At 33.0% G+C, this 16,479-nt stretch carries 10 protein-coding genes and 1 tRNA gene; 2 read left to right on the forward strand and 9 right to left on the reverse strand.

Features of this window, described 5'->3' with window-relative positions; genetic code table 11:
* Position 1 precedes the first annotated feature (1 nt).
* The 8 genes from ACGH47_RS10285 to yajC all read right to left on the reverse strand — a co-directional run bounded on the left by ACGH47_RS10285 (position 2) and on the right by yajC (position 11,371).
* The gene (locus ACGH47_RS10285; RefSeq protein WP_267378338.1) at positions 2 to 274 is read right to left on the reverse strand and encodes a TrbC/VirB2 family protein; all 273 of its coding nucleotides are present in this window, start codon (positions 272 to 274) and stop codon (positions 2 to 4) included.
* 15 nt (positions 275 to 289) lie between these two features.
* Positions 290 to 919, reverse strand: a complete 630-nt coding sequence (locus ACGH47_RS10290) for a transglycosylase SLT domain-containing protein (RefSeq protein ID WP_065559009.1) — start codon at positions 917 to 919, stop codon at positions 290 to 292.
* Positions 920 to 1,301: 382 nt separating this feature from the next.
* On the reverse strand, positions 1,302 to 3,032 hold the full coding sequence (locus ACGH47_RS10295; RefSeq protein WP_267378341.1) for a hypothetical protein: 1,731 nt from the start codon (positions 3,030 to 3,032) through the stop codon (positions 1,302 to 1,304).
* A gap of 1,219 nt (positions 3,033 to 4,251) precedes the next feature.
* The gene (locus tag ACGH47_RS10300; protein WP_267378344.1) at positions 4,252 to 7,386 is read right to left on the reverse strand and encodes an autotransporter outer membrane beta-barrel domain-containing protein; all 3,135 of its coding nucleotides are present in this window, start codon (positions 7,384 to 7,386) and stop codon (positions 4,252 to 4,254) included.
* 516 nt (positions 7,387 to 7,902) lie between these two features.
* Positions 7,903 to 7,978 (reverse strand) — tRNA-Ala (locus ACGH47_RS10305).
* Positions 7,979 to 8,104: 126 nt separating this feature from the next.
* Positions 8,105 to 9,091 (reverse strand): protein translocase subunit SecF, encoded by a 987-nt coding sequence (gene secF, locus ACGH47_RS10310; RefSeq protein WP_411623370.1) that lies wholly within the window; start codon positions 9,089 to 9,091, stop codon positions 8,105 to 8,107.
* Between the two features lie 30 nt (positions 9,092 to 9,121).
* A complete protein-coding gene (gene secD, locus ACGH47_RS10315) occupies positions 9,122 to 10,978 on the reverse strand; it encodes a protein translocase subunit SecD (RefSeq protein ID WP_411623365.1) in 1,857 nt (618 codons plus the stop codon).
* A gap of 60 nt (positions 10,979 to 11,038) precedes the next feature.
* Positions 11,039 to 11,371, reverse strand: a complete 333-nt coding sequence (yajC, locus tag ACGH47_RS10320) for a preprotein translocase subunit YajC (RefSeq protein ID WP_065558440.1) — start codon at positions 11,369 to 11,371, stop codon at positions 11,039 to 11,041.
* 515 nt (positions 11,372 to 11,886) lie between these two features.
* On the opposite strand from yajC, the gene ACGH47_RS10325 reads away from it, so the two are divergent.
* A complete protein-coding gene (locus tag ACGH47_RS10325; RefSeq protein ID WP_267351487.1) occupies positions 11,887 to 12,951 on the forward strand; it encodes a tetratricopeptide repeat protein in 1,065 nt (354 codons plus the stop codon).
* A 34-nt stretch (positions 12,952 to 12,985) separates the two neighbouring features.
* Here the strand turns inward: ACGH47_RS10325 and ppc are convergent, their stop codons facing one another.
* A complete protein-coding gene (ppc, locus tag ACGH47_RS10330) occupies positions 12,986 to 15,631 on the reverse strand; it encodes a phosphoenolpyruvate carboxylase (protein ID WP_411623366.1) in 2,646 nt (881 codons plus the stop codon).
* A 355-nt stretch (positions 15,632 to 15,986) separates the two neighbouring features.
* Here ppc and ACGH47_RS10335 point away from each other — a divergent pair, with 355 nt between their 5' ends.
* Positions 15,987 to 16,478, forward strand: coding sequence for an NADH-quinone oxidoreductase subunit J (locus ACGH47_RS10335; protein WP_267360822.1), 492 nt, complete (start codon positions 15,987 to 15,989; stop codon positions 16,476 to 16,478).
* Position 16,479: the final 1 nt, after the last annotated feature.

A 16,479-nucleotide genomic window follows, 5' to 3' on the forward strand; every position in this document is an offset into this window, starting at 1 on the left:
CTTATCCAAAGAAAATCGTAATGAATTCTGCCGCTCCACCTGCAAATGCGACTCCAATCACCCATTTAGAACACTCTTCCCATGTTTTTGATCCTCGCCAAACTAAAACACCAACAATGAGTCCTGTTATAAGAAATACAATTCCTACAATGGCATGTATCGAACTTTGCAGTTCTTTCATACCACTTTCGGTTTTAGAAAGTCCGGCAGCAAAACTTGGATTAGTAATCAAAATCCCAATTGACAACCAAAATAATTTTTTGATTAATTTCATTTTATTCTTTCTCCTTTAGTTCATATTGATTGTTTTTTTCAAAAACGATTCTTTTTTCTTGTGATTAGAAAAATTTTTTACTTGATTAGTATTTTTAACATTTGATGATCTGGCAATTTGTGTTGATGGTTGATTGTGATGATAATTTTCAACTTGATTTTTGAGTTGATAAAATTGGTCATAATCAAAATTGATAACAACATTTTCTTGCTTGTTAGCATAAGATGTTAAAAATCGTTCAACATAGCTATTATTAAAATCACGCTTAAAACCAGTTTTATCATTGCCACTGTAATAACAGCTCAATGCTTTTCCTATATCTTGATAATTTGAGTAACAATCTTTCAATATGACACTTGATAATTTGATGTTGTTACAAGGCTCTACCGCATCAAGAACAGGAATATTAAATCGATGAAGATTTTTGATATTGATTTGAGCAAGACCTACCGAATAATTTTTGTTTCTTTTTTCTAAATCATTAATAGTGTGCCAAAAATCATTTAAAGAGGTAGGTTGAGGAACAGAAGCGCCCACAACACCTATAGCATAAGGGTTATAACCGCTTTCTAATTGAATTAATGGTTCTAATAAATCAGAACTTACATTTAAAGCACAAGCTGTTAAAAGCGTAACTAACTCCACTTCCTCATTTCCTTCTATTCCTAATATAATGATATACGATTACAAATTATTGTAATTTTTTATTATTTTATTTTTTGTTTATAGTTATATGATTTTTATTAATTTATTTTTAAAATCGCACAAATCGCTAATTGAAACGAATTTGTAAAGATGGGTCGTACTATAATAGCTATTTTCGATATTTTCAGTTCTAATTTAGTAAATTTTGTAATTATAATTGTTGTTTGTTAATTATTATCTTTACGAAATATAACGATTTTTTTTGGAAAAAGATAACCAAAAACTAGACAGAATAAGCTTTTCACTATAGTTATTGAAACGTAAAAATTTTTTAGTACGTACGTTACCATTATGTTTTTTTTGAAATCGTTATCACAAATTGTTAATCTTTAATCACTTCATGATTTATAATCGTTGGTTGAGCGGTAGGATTACTTTCGATGTCAATCATTATTTCATCAGATAGGTTTTTATCTTTTTTAAGTTTGGATGCTAAAAAATCTTCTAATCCTGTAGTTTGATTAAGTAATTCTTTATCGACAGTGGTCTCATTTTTTTTCTGTTTTTTGACTGGTTGTTTTTCAACCTTGTTTTTTGGTGTTGTTTTTTTGTAGGTAAGTTCCAATCTAGGTGCTATCTGTAATACTTTATCTAATTTAGATACGATTATTGGGCTACTGTAAGCTAACTTAGGCAAGCCTTCTAATCCAATAATCAAGCCACAGCGTTTCGGTAAATTCTGTATAACACTCGTTTCAATATAATTGGCTTTTTGTTTAAAAATGGTTGTTTCTTTGCTTGCCATTTCTACGTTTGCATCATTTAAGCTTAAAGTTCTTCTTTCTACATCTTTTAGCGTTTCTGAAGTTAAATTACTTGCCCATTCCGCACTGTCTTTTATATCAAGTTTATATATCCATCTTAGTCCAACATTGTCGAGCATGATATTTTTGGTCGATGCAGGATCAAGATCTTGGCTTGACCCAACTAGATCACCTAACGATTGGTGAGTATAGATAATATTTGCTTTTTTATCTCGTATTGTTCCCATCATTTCTAACGTATTTTTAGATAAAATATATCGAACTTCATCAAGCATGATATTAATGTGTGTTAAATCTTGTTTTCTGTCCCTTTTTTCGATGATCTGCGTTATTCTCAATAGCAACATTTTTTGTAACATAACAACATTTTCATCTCGTAATGATCCTGTTATATATAACATGCCGGGTTTATTGCCTGATATAATGTTTTTTAAGTTAATCCCTTTATCAGTTTGAATACACTTTAATTCAGATAATTCTTCAAGCTGACCAAAAAAACTTGAACCTTGCTGTTTTAGGTCATTAGGTAGTTTATTCCATTTTTCCATAATCGTGTTGATGTTGATATTATCTGGTTCATCCTCAAACTGATTAGCCAATTCACGACATACTTTTCTATCACCAATTTTATAAAAGTCAGCATTTGTTCCTGTTCTGCCAAGTCCAAAACCGGCTACAAATAATTCATTAAGTTCTGTGACGGTAATATCTTGGAATATATTAAATTGAGGCTCTGCATCTCGATTAAGATCTATATAAAAGAACTGATCTTTCTTTGATTTATTCTTGAAAACACTATAAGCCCATTCGTCGTTTTTAGGATCGAACCATACATTGAAATCATTATAGTTTTCGTAACATTGGATAAATACAGATGTTGCTAATACACCTTTACCACTTCCCATTTTTCCGATTATTTGTACGTTAGTTTCATTCCATACACTTTTTTTATAAAATATGGGGGTCGATTCATCATCAATACCAAGAAATAACGAATCTTTTTGTTTCGCTTCTTGATAATAATCTGATGGATCGTAAATATCGACTTCATTAAATTTTAAATCTTTAACATCTAATAAACTACCGCTTCTTAAATCAGATTTTTTAATATTTGAAATCATTGATTCATTAACTTTTTTATCTAATTCTGAAAAAAACTGTTTTGTATATTTATGGTAGATAATCAGATAACAAATGACAGCTAAAGCAAATGCGACTGCTATCCATGCGATACCATAAACATTATATTCACTAAAAAGATAGTATTTATAGTATTTTAAGTTAATCATTTTACCTAAACTTAAAAAGTAAAAGATTATATTTAATAATAAGTTAGCAAAAATGATAAAACAAAAAACAATTGATAAATAGTTTAAAATAACGCCAAATAGTCTGATGAAAAAGATATTGCTGACAGGGTTATCATAATTGATATATTTGAACGCAAACTTTTTTCTTTTTTTTCCATCGACTGAAAGTTCAAACTTCCCTTCATCTCTTGTCGTAGAAATCATGCCTAATTGATATATATTTTGAGTGATTTTTAATGAAAAAAATATGAATGAAAATAGGAAGAACCAGATTAAAAATAGCATTTCTGCACTATGATAAAAGAAATTCGTTGAAAAAAAGTTCAGAAAATTGGCTAGTTTTATACTGTAAAAAGATTTCATACTTTTACCCATTAAAGATTTAAAACAACTTCAATACTGCTGTTTAATGATTTTGTTAGAACGGTTATAAACAATTGTTCATTTCACTTTCAATTTATTATTTTTTTATTAATTATTACCAAATTGGTTAGCTAATCTATTGACGTAAGTCGGTTATTTTTTCGAAAAATAGGATAGGCATCAAGCTGTTTTTGGATAAGATTTGTGATGAAGTGAGTGATAAAGTAAATTTTAATGCAGTGAAATTTACTTATATTAACCTTTTGTTTTTCATACAATAGAGTTAATTTCTTATTGTCATTGATAAAATTACGATATGATTATTTTGCTAGATTATTAACGTATTTCAATGCTTCCTCAATAAAATGTTGTACAAGATTAGCGTATAAATGTTTGATGATTTCATCATTTAATCATAATTCATTAGCTTGTTGTTCTCGTTTTTCAAGCATACACTCAAAACCTCCATTTGCGTAAATATCAGAAGTCTTCTTTTTAAATTACTGGCTTGTTTGACCTATTCAAATCGATATGCCAAGAATTTAATGATAGTGTTATCAATATTGTTGATTTTGTTTCGAACATCATGAATTTTAATAATTATTAAATCAATAATAAAGGGAACATTCAATTGTCAAGAATAAGATCCTAAGGTTGATATTACTTTCATCGTACAAAAACCAATAACTTTGCAGTAGTAATTAAAAAAATGATTTGTTCAACTGATCGCTCATTAAATTTCAATTAGGGGGAATATTTGGTTACGACATATATAAAAAAAGCTTATCCAATAAGGATAAGCTTATAAAGTTAGTTTGTTAGGATTTTATTGTTATTAAAAGTTGTATCGGTAACCCAGGTTGATCTGCTTTTTGTTAAACTTATTCCCTTTAGCAAAATCGACTTCACTGTAGATATGATGATTATTTTGTATGGTTGCGTTTATACCAAGTGCATTTTCAAACCAATGTCCACGATATTGATTAGATTCCTTGATATGATTTAATCGGTAAGAAGTATCACCATCAAACTCTTTAACATACCCTGTTTTTAAGTAAATATTGGTTTGATTTTTGATATTCGGTATCGCATATCCCATTATGACACTTGTACGTCCTATCAATGAGTTATAGCGATCATATTTAACTTTGAGTGCATTGCTCGCTTTTGTTGAATCAGCGCCATTACGAGTATAAACAACTTGTAGCTGAGGTTCTGCATATATCCCTTGTTTTGCCTCAGCAAGGTAAAAACGTTTACCCGCTTCTAACGATAAACTTAGTGCGTGGGTATTCCCTTTACCAGATATATTTTTACCTTGGCTATCACTAACATTAAATTGATTTTTTAATTTGGATAATTTGAAAATACCGTCTAAGTAAAAATCGTTATTGGTGATATAAGTAGAATAGAGACCAACATTATAGTTTTTTCCTGAACCACTTCCTTGTTTAAAATCTTGATCTACATCATAGTAGCCAATCATTCCACCTAAATAGAAACGACCATTTTCAGATTCATAAATAAGTTTATCGATACCACTTTGTAGCCCCCGATAATTGATTTTATAATCATTATAATCAACTGATGCAAATGAGTTTAATTGACCAACGACGCCTCTCATCCAAAAATCGCCTTGATGATCCGATATATTCCGTAAATCACCTATTCGTTGTAATAAAGTTTGGATATCAATATAAACAAGCATATAGTTAGTATTTGCAAAGCTTAGCGTTGCTTGAGCCGTTGAAGTTTTTGATGGTTTTGAAGGTTTCTGTTTTGAACCTGTACTATATAACTCCCAACCACCAAGATCGTCTGAATCAGGATCAGTAATTTGTCTGATATCATATTCATAACCACCTAATTCAACTTTATTGATTAATTTGAAATCGGCATGATTTCCATTAGTTTCAATGATGTCAATTTTTTCTGTTCCTGTCGTACTTTGCGATCCATCATTTTTTACAATGACATAATGTTGCCCATTCGTCCCATCTTTATCGGTTATTATTAATTTATCTGTTTTTTGGTTAACAATATCCGTTTGGAAATAAAAGCGACTATTATTACCCGTTAATTTATTTGTCTCTAATACAGTATAATTTGAAGGCTGGTTAGCATTTTCAAGTAATTTACCTTGCTCATCTTTCCAATTGTCGTAGCGATTGAGATAAATTTCACTATCTTGGACATTTAAATTAGTCACATTTGAATCACGTTGAATGTACCATGTAGATTGATTATTCAAGCTTATGTTGGATTGACTTGCTTGATTGTCTTTGTCTAAGGTTTTATCCGTAAAGATACTCCCTTTTAAGATCGATGCATTAGACGTCAAATTAAAACTACTTGAAACCTTATCAGTCACTTTAGCCGTTCCACCACCATAAGTAACATTTAATAGATCGGTATTTTCAGCCGCTGTTGCCGAACTATTTTTTAATAACAGCACACCATTTTTTACTGAATCAGCCACAGTCATAGCTAAATTATTATCGTTGATATGCGATAACATACCCACATCAAGGCTGTGATCCCCGACCTGAATTAAATTACCGCTAGCATAGGTATTATTTCCATTTTTGTCACAACCACCAAGTTTACAGATAAAACTGTTATTATCACTGGTATTAATCAATTCGAACTTGCCTGATTTTCCATCACTGGTAATGTCTACATTTTCGAGCATCATATTTTGGGCAAGATCTTTTGCCGAAGAACCATCTTCATTCAGACTGTAACCATTGCCAAAATTAAAACGTATTGCTGTGGTCGCTGAATGAATCGTACTACGACCTTGTCCATCCAACGCATGCATTTTTATGCTTGCTCCATCACCAATAAGTCGAAGACCATAAGAATTTTCTGAATCTGTTTTTATATGAGTTTCACCATAAGTTTCAATGCTTGAAGACGCGAGTTCCGATCCTATTTCACCGCCATGCTTAAAGATTTTTCCATCCTTATGCATTGTCCCTAATCGACCAGCGTTAATACCATCAGAAATGCTTCCTGTAGTATGAATTTGCGTGACAAAATTACTGTGTTTGTCGTTATTTAAAATGACAGATGAACCACCCGTTGCTCGAATACCCCGTGAATCCGTTCCATTAGTCTGTATAATTAAAGATCCTTTATCATAACCTTTGGCAATAACCTGTGACTGTTCCAATGTTCGAATTGCTGAACCGGCCCGACTAGCAAGGCTACCAATTTCACCTCCAGCAAATGTGACGGTTGACCCTTTATTTTTAGTATAAACCCCCATGACATAATCTTGAGAAGAATCAGTATTAATTTTAACAAGATCAAGATCTATCGTTCCTTTGCCTTCTGCCCATATGCCGGCACTTGATGCACCAGTGTTAGAAATTGTCGCAATTGACAATCCATTATTACCTTGGATTTTTATACTACCGTTGTTGACACCAATTGTTCCATAAGGTGTTGTGGCATTTTCAACTGATAAATCTAATTTATCAGCAAAAATAGTTAATTGACCGCCAGAGCCTGCCCATAATGCATTGTTTGCATTCCAATCGTTGGTATATTTATCCTTTGATTTGATTGTCACGTTATTTGCTTTAACGGTTGCTGTGGCACCTTTTTCAACAGAAATACCTCGACCTCTTTGATTTTTATTGTCGCCGATATCGATTGTTATATCTTTTGTTGTATCGGAAGCGTTTAATAAATAATTCGCATTACTACCAGTTACATTAATTCCGTTACTATTTGACTCAATCCCAGGATTATTGATAATTAAGCTACTAGCGGTATCATGGTTAACTGTCGCCCCTGCGTTAACATTAATATTGGTAAGATTATTCTCATTCGTCTCGCAAGAGTTAGTGGCATTAATTTGACCATTTGCGATACTACATGGTAAAGCATTAACATAAGTCGCGCTGGAAAGCGTTATTAATGCTATAGTTTGATATACAACAGAAAACTTATGATTTTTCATATAAATTAATAGCCTATAAAATATTTAACCTAAAATTAAATCAAAAAAAACATGATGTAATTTTCATTACATCATGTCGTTCTATTTTTTATTTTTCATAAAAACAGAATGTCAGTTTTAAAACATATTGATCTATTCATCGTTTAAAATAGATGTTTTGTCAGGGAGATTCACAAAATCAACCTTACATAATTATTATAAATTAAATATTATTTACTTACTATATACATTTCTTTACTATTCTTTAACTTTATATGATTTTCTCGCGAATTTTGGCATAGTAACGGTATATATAATCTTTTAGGATTATTAATAAAGCCTTATGCAATCAAGATAGTTAAATTTTCGTTTTAGCTTTTGCCTATTTTAATTATAGATGTATTCAGATATTTACTTGTAGGTATATGCCTTTAGGAGAATGAGTAACGCGATAACAGGAATGATAATGAAGTAGGATTTAATATCTTTAGTGTCATCGTTTGTGTTTGATTAACATTGACACATGAATTTAAAAAGTGGTGGAGCCAAGGGGGATCGAACCCCTGACCTCAACGCTGCCAGCGTTGCGCTCTCCCAGCTGAGCTATGGCCCCAAGTAGAAAGGGATAAAACTGTGGCTAATAATATTCAACTCGATTATAGGTGTCAATCTATTTAATATCATTTGTTTAAATAACAATCTGATATAACTCTGCTGGGCATCCAGCAGAGTGTAAAAGTTAGCGCATAATTGAAGGTTGATCAGCACCCTCAGCTTCACTTTTTTGCGGCATAAAGTGTTCTCGTTTAACGCCTAATTTTAGTGACATGTAAGCTGCTACATAAATTGACGAAATAGTGCCTAAAACAATACCAACGCCCAATGTTTCTGAAAAACCTTTTAGCATTGAACCACCGAAAATATAGAGAATAATGACTACTGCCAAGGTTGTACCTGATGTCATTAAAGTTCGGTGTAAGGTTTGAGTCAATGAGATATTAATCACATCATAAGGCGATGCTCGACGAATTTTCCTGAAGTTTTCACGAATTCTGTCAAATACTACAATGGTATCATTAAGTGAATAACCGATAATTGAAAGCATGGCAGCAATTATGGTGAGATCCAACTCCCGATCAAACAGTGATAAATAGCCCGCAGTGATGATGACATCATGCGCAAGCGCAACAACCGCACCTGTTCCAAATCGCCATTCAAAACGAAATGCAATGTAAATTAATATGCAAACCAATGCCGCGCAGATAGCTAATATCCCATCTTGAGCAAGCTCAGAACCAACGGTTGGTCCAACAAATTCAATTCGTTTTATCTCTGCATTTGCATCAATATCTTTATGAATTAACTTTGAAATGTTGACTCCTAACGCATTATCAATAACTGAAGATACGCTACCGTCATCCTTTTTTTCTGAAGCAAGTCTAATGATAATATCTTTACTGCTTCCATAATATTGAACAACGGGCTCATGATAGCCAGCATTACGTAAACTGTCACGGATGTCGTCAAGATTTACTGGTTTGGTTACCGTAATTTCGACTGTTGTACCACCTGTAAAATCTTGTCCCAAATTAAATCCTTTGGTCAAAATTACATAAATTGATCCAACAACAAGTAACATTGATATTGCAAAAGCAATAAAACCAAACTTTAAGAAGTCGAGGACTCTGCGACCATGATTTAGTTCTTTAACATCATGATTTTTTATATCATTACTAGTAACAATCACAATAAACCTCTAAATTGATAACTTGTTGACGCGACGACCGCCATAAATAAGATTTGCTAATGCTCGAGTACCGACGATAGATGTAAACATTGATGTTACTATACCGATACCTAATGTAATCGCAAAACCTTTGATTGAACCGGTACCGACTGCATAAAGGATAACCGCAGTAATTAATGTAGTGATATTTGCATCAAAAATACTGCTCCAAGCACCTGCATATCCTTCATTAATCGCATGTTGAACATTACGACCGTTACTCAGTTCTTCTTTTATTCGTTCATTGATCAGTACGTTTGCATCAACAGCCATACCGACAGTTAATACAATACCAGCTATACCCGGCATACTTAACGTCGCACCAGGCAATAATGACATCGCACCAACAATTAATATTAAGTTAGCAACTAACGCTAAACTCGCAAATACTCCAAATAGTCGATAAACCACTAACATAAAGATAACTGAGATTAATAATCCCCATACACAAGATTCTAACCCTTGAGTAATATTTTCTTGCCCCATTGATGGACCAACGGTACGCTCCTCAATGATTTGAATTGGCGCTATTAATGCGCCGGCACGTAGTAAAAGTGACAAATTTTTAGCTTCATTAATGTTACTAATGCCTGTAACCTGAAAACGATCACTGAAGATGCCTTGAATTGTTGCAACATTGATAACCCGTTCAAGTCGTTCAAAAATTGGTTTATCATTTTCATCACGTTTACCAGTATCTTTATATTCGACAAATAAAGTAGCCATTGATTTATGCAGATTTTTTTGAGTAAAATCGAGCATAGTTTTTCCCCCTGAACTATCAAGGGTAATAGAAACCTCTGGTTGGGAATATTCATTCAATCGGTAAGAAGAATCCGTTATATGGTCACCAGTCAGGACAATGCGTTTATATAACAGTACCGGACGCCCGTTTTCCATATATTTTATTTCTGAACCATAAGGAACACGCATTTGACCGTTAATGATAGCAGCCAAATCCGCTGAATTGTTTTCATTTACTTGTCTAAACTCAAGTGTAGCGGTTGCACCAATAATGCGTTTAGCCAATGCGGTATCTTGAATTCCCGGTAATTCAACAACAATTCGATCCGAACCTTGACGTTGTACAATCGGTTCAGCAACACCTAGTTGATTAACTCGGTTACGTAAAATCGTTGTGTTTTGCTGAACAGCATCGTTTTTAGCTTGTTGTAAGCGTTGTTCACTTATATTGATTATGATGCTGTTGTCGTTTTGAGAGTCAATCTTGTAATCTTGTAAATTATTGATTTTAGCAATGGCTTTGTTTCGATCTTGTGTATTAACAAACTCCATGACGATTTGTTGCTCACTATTGCGACTCAAGGATTTAAAGTTTAGTTTGCTATTATTAAAATCAGACTTTAGGTTTTCAATTGATTGCTCTACGAGTTTGTCTAATGCCGTTGTCATATCCACTTCCATCAAGAAGTGAACTCCCCCACGCAAATCTAGTCCTAATTTCATAGGTGAAGCACCAAACATGGAAAGCCACTTTGGCGTTGCGGGCGCTAGATTTAAAGCAACAATATAATTTTCACCTAAATCTTTTGAAATAAGTTCTTTGGCTTTAAGTTGCGTATCGTTATCAGCAAATCGAATTAAAATGGTTCCATTTTCGTAAACAATTGACTTGATATCGATGTGATTTTCAGCTAGCAATTTTATTACATTGCTTTGCGTAGCCGTTTCAATTTTGGCACTATCCGAGCCAGAAATCTGTATAGCTGGATCTTCACCATAAATATTAGGAAGCGCATAAAGTAGGCCGACACAAATTATGACGACCAACATAATGTACTTCCACAAAGGATAGCGATTTAACACGACATATTCTCTTGTGGGGTTAGACTATTAACACAATGAATTATCATAATAATATTGTTATTATAATGATTTCATTGTACCTTTTGGTAATACAGATGTAATAAAATCACGTTTGATTATTACTTCAGTTGAATCATTTAATTCTAATGCAATATAACCATTTTCGTTCACTTTAGAAACACGACCGATCAATCCACCATTGGTTAACACTTCATCACCTTTTGAAATGGATGACATTAATTCACGGTGTGCTTTAGCACGTTTTTGTTGTGGACGCATGATCATAAAATAGAAAAATAATCCAAAAACAACAAGCATGATCGGTAAAAAATAAGGATTGCTTTCAACGGCTTGTCCGTCAGCTGCGTACGCTTGATTAATAAAAAAGTCCATATTGATCCTCTGAATTCAAATTTATTTTATAAAGGTCGAAATTGTATCATAAAAAAAAGGTTAAATATGTACTATTTGTTGCCCCTATGCCTAAGAAAGCATAAAGATTAAAATATATTTAAATTATTCACTACTAAATATTTTAAATAGAATAAATAAGTTAATAAGGTAATTTATACCTAAAACAAAGTAATATTTGTCGATTTTTTAATTAAATTTTATCAGAAAGTACTTGAATTCTTTATCCGATCAATAGAAACTAAACAGAAAGTTAACCCACCTTTTGTATGTTAGTAACCGTATTATGTACGTTTAAAAGTTATGTGATTTGATAACTAAATTTTTGAATTATAATATAATAGTATGATTTAATTGATTAATAATAAATTAATTTTGCTCAGAACTTAATTTTTTTATATAGAATCTATCGATTATATCTATCAAAAAACATATAAACTATTTATTTTTATCTTGTTAATATATACTTAATAACACTTTTATTATGAATAAAAACTATGAAGACATTTCAATTATTATTGGTATTAATGTTATCTTTTTCATTTAGTGTCAAAGCTAATGAAAATGGTGCATCAAAAGCTCCAGAACTAATAATGACTGATCCTAGCTCATTGATTCCTTCTTTAAAGCTTTCGGCAGAAAAAGGGGATGCACAAGCACAATACACTTTAGGTAATATTTATAAACAAGGTTTAGGCGGTATTGAAGTTAATCATGTTCGCGCGCTGTTTTGGTTTAAAAAAGCGGCTGACCAAGGATTAGCTAAAGCCCAAAATAATTTAGCATATATGTATCAAAATGGTTTAGGAACTAAGCGTAATTTATCGAAAGCATTTAAATATTTTAAATTGGCAGCGGATCAAAATTACAGTTTTGCACTTTATAATTTAGCTTTAATGTACAAAAATGGGGAAGGTGTCGCCAAAAATAACGATAGTGCTATTAACTATTTTATTTTAGCTGGTGATCAAGGCGTGTTTGATGCTTACCTAAACCTAGGCATTATGTACTTTTTTGGTGATGGTGTAGAAGAAGATCGTATGCAAGCAGCCGATTGGTTTAGTAAAGCAGCGAAATATAATGTGCCTGAAGCCTTATATTATTTAGGATTAATGTCGGAACACGGCGATGGTCTGACTCAAGATTATGTTGCTGCAACCTATTTTTATACGCAAGCGGCAGAATATGGTAATGTACTTGCAATGTATAATTTAGGCATTATTTATGCCACAGGTACAGGCACTAGACCTAATAACCAATTAGCAGCCCATTGGTTCTCTAAAGCAGCAGAAGCGGGTAATGCAGATGCACAATATAATATTGGCGTAATGTATGATGTCGGCGGTGGTGTTCCCAAAGATATTAAAAAAGCGATTGAATGGTATATTAAAGCCGCTGAACAAGGCAGTGCTGATGCTCAATACAATTTAGCCATTAAATATCTTGAAGGTGAAGGTATCAAGAAAAATAAAGATACGGCAATTTACTGGTTTACTAAAGCGAGTGAGCAAGGTGATCGAGATGCTAAAACGTATTTAGATGAACTTTTAGCAGATAAATAAAAAAGGGCGATTGCCCTTTTTTATTTTTATTAAGTTATCCAGAATTTCTCATTCCAGCAGCAATACCTGATATTGTGATCATTAATCCTTGTTCAACTATTGTATTTTCTTCATCATTACGTTGACGAGAACGATTTAATAGTTCTGCTTGTAATAAATTCAACGGTTCAATATAAATATTTCGTAAAGCAACGGATTGCGCAATCCAAGGTAGATCGGCCATTAAGCTATCATCGTCAGTAATGGTTAAAACGGTATTAATATCATCCGTTAATAAATTACGTAACTCTTCTCCTAATGGCCACATGCTAGCATCAACTAAACGTTGTTCATAATACTCATGAATTTTTGGTGCAGCTTTAGCGTATACCATTTCTAACATACCTAATCGTGCATTAAAGAAAGGCCAGTTGTGATACATGTCTTTGAGCAAATCTTTTTTCCCCTCTTCAATCACTTTTTTTAAGGCACAGCCAGCACCAAGCCATGAAGGAACCATTAAGCGATTTTGTGTCCAAGCAAAGATCCATGGAATAGCTCTAAGACTTTCTATTCCGCCACCTGTTCGCCGTTTTTGAGGCCTTGAACCAAGAGGTAACCTTCCTAATTCTGCTTCGGGGGTGACCGTTCTAAAATAATCGACAAATTCTGCTTTTTCACGAACATAACGTCGATAGCACTGACATGAAATATCTGACATTTCATCCATGATATTGCGCCATGCTTGTTTCGGCTGTGGAGGAGGTAATAAATTTGCTTGAAGTATAGCTGAAGCATATAACATTAAGCTACTGAGCGCGACTTCCGGTAAACCAAGTTTAAACCGAATCATTTCACCCTGTTCAGTGACACGAAGCCCTCCTTTTAATGAACCAGGTGGCTGAGAAAGGAGTGCCGCATGTGCTGGCGCCCCACCACGCCCTATTGAACCGCCTCGCCCATGAAATAAAACAAGATTGATATTATATTTTTCAAATAAGGCGACTAATTCTTCTTGCGAACGATATTGTGCCCATGATGCCGCAAGGGTTCCTGCATCTTTAGCTGAATCCGAGTAACCTATCATGACCATCTGTTTACCTTGGATTTTTTGTCGATACCAAGGAATATCCAATAATTTTTGCATGACAGTCTTCGCATTATTCAAATCTTCTAATGTTTCAAATAGCGGTGCCACGGGGATATTTTTTTCACAATCGACTATTTTTAAGAGCAAATATACCGCTAAAATATCCGAAGGTGCTTTTGCCATTGAGATAACATAAGAAGCAATCGACTCTTCACCAGCTTTTTTAATTACACGACAAGTGTCAAATACTTCTTTAACTATTTGACTAGGTTGCCAATGATAGGGTAATAATGGACGATTAGATTGAAGTTCGGTTAATAAAAATGCTTGTTTCTCTTCTTCAGACCATTGTGCATAACTTCCTAGATTAAGTTCTTTCGTTAATTCATCAAGTGCTTCAGTATGAACAGAACTATCTTGACGTATATCTAATTTGACTAACTGTAATCCAAAGCTTTTTATTCGACGTAATGTATCAAGTAAAGGTCCGTGAGCAATAGTTGACATCCCATTATCAATTAATGATTGGTAACAAATATAAAGTGGATCCCAAAGTTGGTTATTTTTAATTAAAATATCAGCTGGAGCTAGGACTTGTTCATTATTGAGTACTGATACTATGTAACTGTGCGTTTTAACTAAACGGGCTCGTAGCTGCTTCATCACCGCTCGATAAGGTTCTGATGCTGTTTTATTTGGCTCATCTAACAGATCAATAACAGATTGGTTACACTCTGTCATCGATAACTCTCGCACTAATATTTGAATATCTGCTAAAAATAATTCAATTGCTTTTAATTTAGCTTGTAACATGACTTTTTCTGTCACATCAGCTGTGACATTAGGATTACCATCACGGTCTCCCCCCATCCATGAGGTAAATTTTATTGGAACATGTTCAACAGATAGTTGTTGATTAAACGCATCAACGAGTTGATCATTAAATTCCCGTAAAAAGAGAGGAACACCTTGCCATAAACTGTCTTCTATAACAGAAAACCCCCATTTAGCTTCATCGAGAGGTGTAGGCCGTTTTTTACGTATTTCATCCGTATACCAGGCCTGACAAACTAGCTGTTTTAATCGGCGCATAATACGTTCAATTTCGTAATCAGCAAGATCATTATGATCCAATTGCGATAAGCAATTGTTTATTGCGGTATAGGTATTAATCATTGTACGACGATTAATTTCGGTTGGGTGAGCAGTCAATACTAATTCAATCGATAAATCGTTAATGGCTTGTGTGATAGTTTGCTCAGAAAAGTTTAATTTTTTTAGGGTAGTAAATAAGTCTGTCATTTTTTTTGGACTGCTCGCCGCTTCCCCGTGCGGCGAAATGCCATAATATTCTGCCGCAATATTTACTAAGTTTAGAAACTGGTTAAATGCTCGAGCAACATGTAATAAATCTTCATCATTGAGATGTTCTATTAATTTGAGTAACTCTTGATGAGATTGCTTATTTCCTTGTTGAGCCGATTTTGATAGCTTCCTTATTTTTTCGACTAAATCAAAAGTTTCGTTACCGGTCGCTCGTTTTATTGCATCGCCAAGGAGGGTACCTAACATATTAACATTACTTCGCATAGAGGAGTATTCACTGTTCATTTTGATCTCATTTTATGTATTTAAAAATTAGGGTTAAGCAACTTTAAGCTGTAAGGGCATGTTCACAATTTAAAGAAATAAGTATAAATAATGGCTAATTTGCTCAAGTTATATACTTTATATCAATGCTTAATTGAATTTAAATAATAAAATTTTATGGTTTTTATTTTTTTTTATGTTTTAATTATATTGAAAATATAATGCACTTATCTTTAAATTCTTAGCTAATATTAAAAAATAACGTTCTATTTTTTATTAAATCACTGTTTTTCAATGAATAGCTCGCCTGTAATCTGTATCTTGCTTTAATTTGGGTATATACTAATAAGATTGAGAATATATATTGGATTATTTAATGATCGCTGTTTTTTATATTGCGTCGATTATAGCTATTTTTGCTAGCATGAAAGTGATTAGTTGCTTACAAATAGATAAAGCTATTTTGTACCTTATTGTTTCGCTTTTTGCTTCAGCGTTGATATTGATTCTACTTAATACTTATTTATCAGCTGTGCTTTATATCGTGTTCTTTATTGGCGGAACAGTAACGCTTTTTTTATCCATTGCAAGTATACTTAAAATTCGTAAAGACAATGTAGAAAATGATAAACATGGTATTAGCCCTAAAATATGGTTAGTCCCGCTAATGTTAGCTTTTGTTTTACTGGTCATCCTTATTTATGGAGTAGTAAGCACTGACTATTCACAGCTAAAAGAGCCACATGAATTAACCCATGAAATTTCAATATATGCCTATATTTTAATGGCAGAATTGGGAATATTTTTATTATTAGGTGCAGCGGTCATTGCTTATCATTTTATGCATCGTTTGTCGTCGGAGAGCTAAT

The organism is Gilliamella sp. CG16, assembly GCF_046635785.1.
Taxonomy (GTDB): Bacteria; Pseudomonadota; Gammaproteobacteria; order Enterobacterales; family Orbaceae; genus Gilliamella; species Gilliamella apicola_I.